Below are 5,305 nucleotides of genomic sequence, written 5' to 3'. Positions count from 1 at the left end.
ACCGCCTTGCGTCAACTTCGCAGGATGGTATTGGCCAACCGGCAAGATACCCTCTGGACAGAGCTGCTGAAGGACGAGGACTTCTACAGCCTGGGCGGCTGCCGCGATCGATGGTTCCGGCCGCAGGACGCCAACCAGCTCAAAGAACTGCTGGCCTTGGTGAGCAATGAAGTGGAGTGGAAGCTGATTAAAGCCCGGGATGAAGATGGCCACAGCCTGGCCACCGGCCCGGTACAGCGCCAGATCCAGGCGGAAGCCCTGGGTAGTGAAGTTCAAAGCCTGATGGGGCAGAACCTGAGCGTGTATTTCCAGCGTCGGCGCTAAACAATGGGGGCCAGGCCCTCCGGACATTTGCCCAGGCAAAATGTCCGGAGGGCCTGGCCCAAATTCGTTTGAGCATGGTGCTGGTTTCCGGTAGCTTTCCCTTTTTTGAATCTACCGGTGCCCGCTCTCAGCCATGCAAGTCTCGCAAGCAAACCTGAACCTCAACTTTGACGCCAACAGCCTGCAACGAGGCAAGCGCTATTTCAGCCAGGGCCGGGTACAAAACCTGGTTCGTGAAACCGAAGGCATGAGCATACAGGTGCTGCGAGCGGAGGTTTCTGGCAGCCAGCGCCAGCTCTATATCACCGAGGTTCGGTTCGACCGCTACCTGCCCGGAAAAATAAACACCTTCTGCAGTTGCCCGGTGGGGTTCCGGTGTAAGCATGCGGTGGCCGTTATACTTCAGGCCAATTACGAAGCAGGCCTGAGCGCTGAAAAATACGAACCGGAAGCCGATACACGATACAAATACCCGACAGCGGAAACATGGCTGGAACAGGCGGCCTCAGTTTTCAGTTCGATCGACAACGCTTCCAACCCTGAGTGTCTGGCGTACCTGCTCCACATAGAGCCACACCGCAGCCAGCAGAGCCTGTCAGTGAACAAGGTTCGGCGTCGTAAATCGGGAGAATATTCCAGTGGCTCCAAAACCACCGTGTGGAGCCGTACCAACCTTGAATACGATCGCCCGAAATACCTGCGAGAGAGCGATATAGCACCGCTCACATGGTTAAACGCACTGCCCACAGCATTTCGTGTTGCACCGGTTCTGGAGGGGACCACGGGCGCCTATTTTATTGAATCGGCGCTGAAAACCCGCCGCTTCTTTCTGGAATCCACTCGAAACCCGCCGCTTCAACTCGGAGAGACTCTAGAATCCGGCTTTGAGTGGATGCAGTTGCCAGATAAACAACATTGGCAACTGGTCAGCAAGGCGCTCCCGTCACACATTCGGCTGTTGAACACCTCGCCCGCCTACTATCTGGACGAAAAAGAACTCCGTATCGGGCGGGTGCAGAACTCGCTGGATGCCCGTACAACCGCACTTCTACAACAATGTCCTCCCTTGGCGGAAAACCAGCTTCAGCAGGCTTTGCCAGATCTTGCGCCCATACTGGAAAAAGCCGGCACCGTTCTGCCTGAATCTTTCCAGGTGCCCTCCATGGTGCAGGCAGCACCCCAGCCGATACTGCAGCTGTACAGCCTTCAGCATCCCGTCCCCGGGACACTGCCACTGCTAATGGCGAGGTTAATGTTCAGCTATGAAGGCCACCGGGTAGCGTTCTCGGAACAGGAACCCCGGGTTCTGGTTGATGGCAACAATGGCCCGTTGCTGGTCATTCGGGATGAGGATGCGGAAATCGAATGGCTACATCGTGATTTGCCCGATTTCAAAATGGCGGGAACAATGACCGATCATCTCGAAGCAGACATGGTTAATGCGCTACCGTATGGCAGTTTTCTCGATTTCACCTTGCCAACCCGTAACCAGTGGCTGGATTTCATTGCCTTCGATTTACCGCGACTGGATGCAGGCGGCTGGCAAATTGAAATGGACGAGAGTTTTGATGTACCGGTTATTGAAATAGACCAGCTGCACGGCAGTCTGAAGCCGGATGAAGAATCGCCGGGCTGGTTTGATGTTGAAGTGGGCATTGACTACAACGGCACACAGATTGACCTGATTCCGCTACTACAACAGGCCCTGGTTTATCTCGACCTCAACAATGACAGTGACGATGCCTTGCCTGAAACCCTCTGGCTCCATAACGGCGACGCTCTCATCCGGGTTGTTTCAGGCCGCATCCGACCATTGGCCCGAACCCTGTTGAGCCTGTTAGGGAAAGAACCTGGCGGCAAACTAAGGCTGCCAAAACTGGATGCAGCACAGGTAATGGGTGAGCTAACGGCAGACTGGCAAAGCAACGCAGAATTGCGCAACCTCAGCGAAAAACTCACGTCCTTTCAGGCACTGAACCATGTGCCAGTTCCCTCAGAGGTTCGGGCAGAGCTGCGCCACTACCAGCAAGATGGCCTGAACTGGCTGATGTTCCTGCGAGAATTCGGGCTCGGTGGCGTTCTTGCCGACGATATGGGCCTGGGCAAGACCCTACAAACCCTCGCCTGCATTCAGGCCGAAAAAGCCGCAGGTCGGCTTTCCGCGCCTGCTCTGGTGGTATGCCCGACCACGCTTATTGCCAACTGGGAGGCAGAAGCCGAGAAATTCACCCCGGGGCTGAAATGCCTGGTGATCCATGGCCAACGTCGTAAACCATTCTTCGACATGGTAGCGGAGGCCGATCTGGTGATTACCAGCTACCCACTCCTGCACCGGGATCTGGAACAGCACCAGAACCAGTCATACAGCCTGGCTTTTTTCGACGAGGCCCAACACCTGAAAAACCCGGCAACCGTGACGTCCAAAGCGGCTCGCCGCCTGCCAGCCGAAAACCGCATCGCACTTACCGGCACACCAATGGAAAACCACCTCGGAGAGCTATGGGCCCTGTTTGATCTTATTCTGCCGGGCTACCTGGCAGACCAGAAAATCTTCCGCGAACACTACCGAAAACCTATTGAAGAACAGGGCAATCAGAGCCGTTATGCGGAGCTGAGCCGCCGGGTGCGACCATTTATGCTGAGGCGCACGAAAGATCAGGTAACTCCGGAGTTGCCGGAAAAAACCGAGATCGTGCGTCACGTTGAGCTGAATCGCCAGCAGAAAGATCTGTATGAGACCATCCGCGCCACCATGGATAAGCGCATTCGCAAATTGCTTGCCGATAAGGGCGCAGCAAGAAGCCAGATAGAAATACTGGATGCGCTCCTGAAACTCAGGCAAATCTGTTGCCATCCCGCTCTGCTTAACCCGGAAGAAACAGCCGGTTCGGCCAAACTCGACTCTTTAATGGAAATGTTGGAACAACTGCTGGATGAGGGACGCAAGGTCATCATCTTCTCTCAGTTCACCAGCATGCTGGCGCTGATCGAAACCACTTTGAAGGCGGCTGGCCTAGGCTATGAAAAACTCACCGGCCAAACCAGAGACCGCGCCACACCGGTTAAACGGTTTCAGAATGGCGAGAGCCCGGTCTTCCTCATCAGCCTGAAAGCCGGTGGTACCGGCCTGAACCTGACCGCCGCGGACTGCGTTATTCACTATGACCCGTGGTGGAACCCCGCAGCCGAACAACAAGCCACAGACCGCGCCTGGCGCATCGGCCAGGACAAACCTGTCTTCGTGTACCGTCTGATTACCGAAGGCACGGTAGAAGAGCGAATTCAGGCACTACAGGCAAGGAAGAGCCAGCTTGCAGACGGTCTGTACGGCAAAGCTGATGCCTTCAGCTCGGCCATTACGGCCGACGATATTTCCGTCCTGTTCGAGAAATAAAAGGGGGCTGGCCCTCCTTACATATAGGGAATCAGGGATTCGCCATAGAGATGTAAGTCCTCAAGAACCTGCTGCTTTTTGGGCGTCAGCTCAGGATCCGAGGCCAATCTCTGAAGTTCACGGCCAAAAGCTTCCAGCGACCGCCATCCCTTTTTAGGCTGCATCAATCTTTCGGTACGGAACTGCTCCCAGCGCTCCATTTCCTCGCCAACCAGGGTATCCGGATAGTTTCGGGCACGGTAACGGAACAGCATCTCCGGCAGGCGCGCGTCTTCAAACCGCACTTCCTGTTCGGCCAGGATCTCCACGGGCTGGGTCAGCAACCAGTTGAGTTTCTCCCGGTCGGTTTTGCTGATAAAACCGCCAGCGTAAAGTTGCTCGTCGGGATCAGTCAGGTCGCTGCCCTGAAAATCCTGTTCGAATGCCTGGGCAATACGAGCAGGAAGGTCCGGAGCTTTGCGCAACTTGGCCAGATTTGCCCGAAGCACATCACCATCTAACTCCAGCTCGGCCAACCGCTCTTGTGACAGCGTGGAGAGCATGGTCGCCGGCGCCAATACAGGGCATTTGTTCAGTTGCACACCTTTCAGCGGAAACCGGCTAACGCCCTCCCCCAGTTCCGCCTGAGACGTAAATACCCGCTCACGGATCTCTTCTACCGAGGCGTTAATCAGCGCCTCCGGGTCTTCCCGAAGATCGTAAACGATCACCTGGTTCTTATTGCTCAGGCTCTCTGCCAACGGCGCCACCAGCGCACAACAACCCCTTGCTGCCGGGTACTTGGCGGAAATATGAAACACCGGCTTCATAGCGGCGGTATCCAGCATTTGCCGGGCGGAATGTTTGTCTTTGTTGTTCAGAACGAAATCAAACAGTTTGGGCTGCTTTTCCTTGATCATCTTTGCCACGGCAATGGTGGCCAGCACATCCGACATGGCATCGTGGGCAGCCTCATGAGCAATGCCATTGGCCACCGTCAGCTCTTCCAGCCTGAAACTCGGGCTGCCATCCTCTTTGCGGGGCCAGTGGATACCGTCCGGCCGCAAGGCATAGGTCAGCCGCACCATATCAATGATGTCCCAGCGAGAGTTCCCGTTCTGCCATTCCCTGGCGTAGGGATCCCGGAGATTGCGATACAGCGTATGCCGGGTAACTTCATCATCAAATCGCAGGCTGTTGTAGCCCACGGCACAGGTACCGGGCTGGCTGAAAGCCTCATTAATCTGGGTGATAAACTCGGCTTCCGGAAATCCGTCCTCCAGCGCTTTCTGGGGAGTAATACCGGTAATCAGGCAGGCTTCAGGAGAAGGCAGGTAATCATCGGCTGGCTTGCAATAGATCACCAGCGGGTCTTCGATGATATTCAGATCCGCATCGGTGCGCACACCCGCAAACTGGGAGGGCCGGTCATGAACCGGGTCTACGCCAAAGGTTTCGTAATCGTGCCAGTAGAAAGAGCGGATCAAAGGAAGACTCCTGCGTGTTGGTTCAGAGGCAGGAGTCTAGCAAAATCAAAACAGCTTGGTACCCATATCCGTCTGATGGGTGCGCAGGCGGTCAATGCCTCCACCCGTCAATTGACTCAAA

2 protein-coding genes and 1 pseudogene are annotated in these 5,305 nt (G+C 55.6%); 2 read left to right on the top strand and 1 reads right to left on the bottom strand.

Going from position 1 to position 5,305, the window contains the following annotated elements:
• Both B3Y70_RS01925 and B3Y70_RS01920 read left to right on the top strand, forming a co-directional pair.
• Positions 1-324 (top strand): annotated as a pseudogene (locus B3Y70_RS01925) (hypothetical protein); the annotation flags it as partial.
• 133 nt (positions 325-457) lie between these two features.
• Positions 458-3,718 carry a DEAD/DEAH box helicase gene (locus B3Y70_RS01920; protein WP_286895566.1) on the top strand — a complete coding sequence of 1,087 codons (3,261 nt, stop codon included), beginning with the start codon at positions 458-460 and terminating at the stop codon, positions 3,716-3,718.
• Positions 3,719-3,735: 17 nt separating this feature from the next.
• Here the strand turns inward: B3Y70_RS01920 and sbcB are convergent, their stop codons facing one another.
• Positions 3,736-5,184 carry an exodeoxyribonuclease I gene (gene sbcB, locus B3Y70_RS01915; protein WP_286895564.1) on the bottom strand — a complete coding sequence of 483 codons (1,449 nt, stop codon included), beginning with the start codon at positions 5,182-5,184 and terminating at the stop codon, positions 3,736-3,738.
• Positions 5,185-5,305 lie beyond the last annotated feature (121 nt).

The sequence above is a fragment of the Marinobacter sp. UBA5687 genome (assembly GCF_002420325.1).
GTDB lineage: Bacteria > Pseudomonadota > Gammaproteobacteria > Pseudomonadales > Oleiphilaceae > Marinobacter > Marinobacter nauticus.
Note: the sequence above shows the minus strand (reverse complement) of the source record. Positions and strands in the feature narration are given on the sequence as shown.

Excerpts from the sequence above, each read along its gene's own strand:
- B3Y70_RS01920 (WP_286895566.1), top strand. The coding sequence starts at position 458 with ATGCAAGTCTCGCAAGCAAACCTGAACCTCAACTTTGACGCCAACAGC.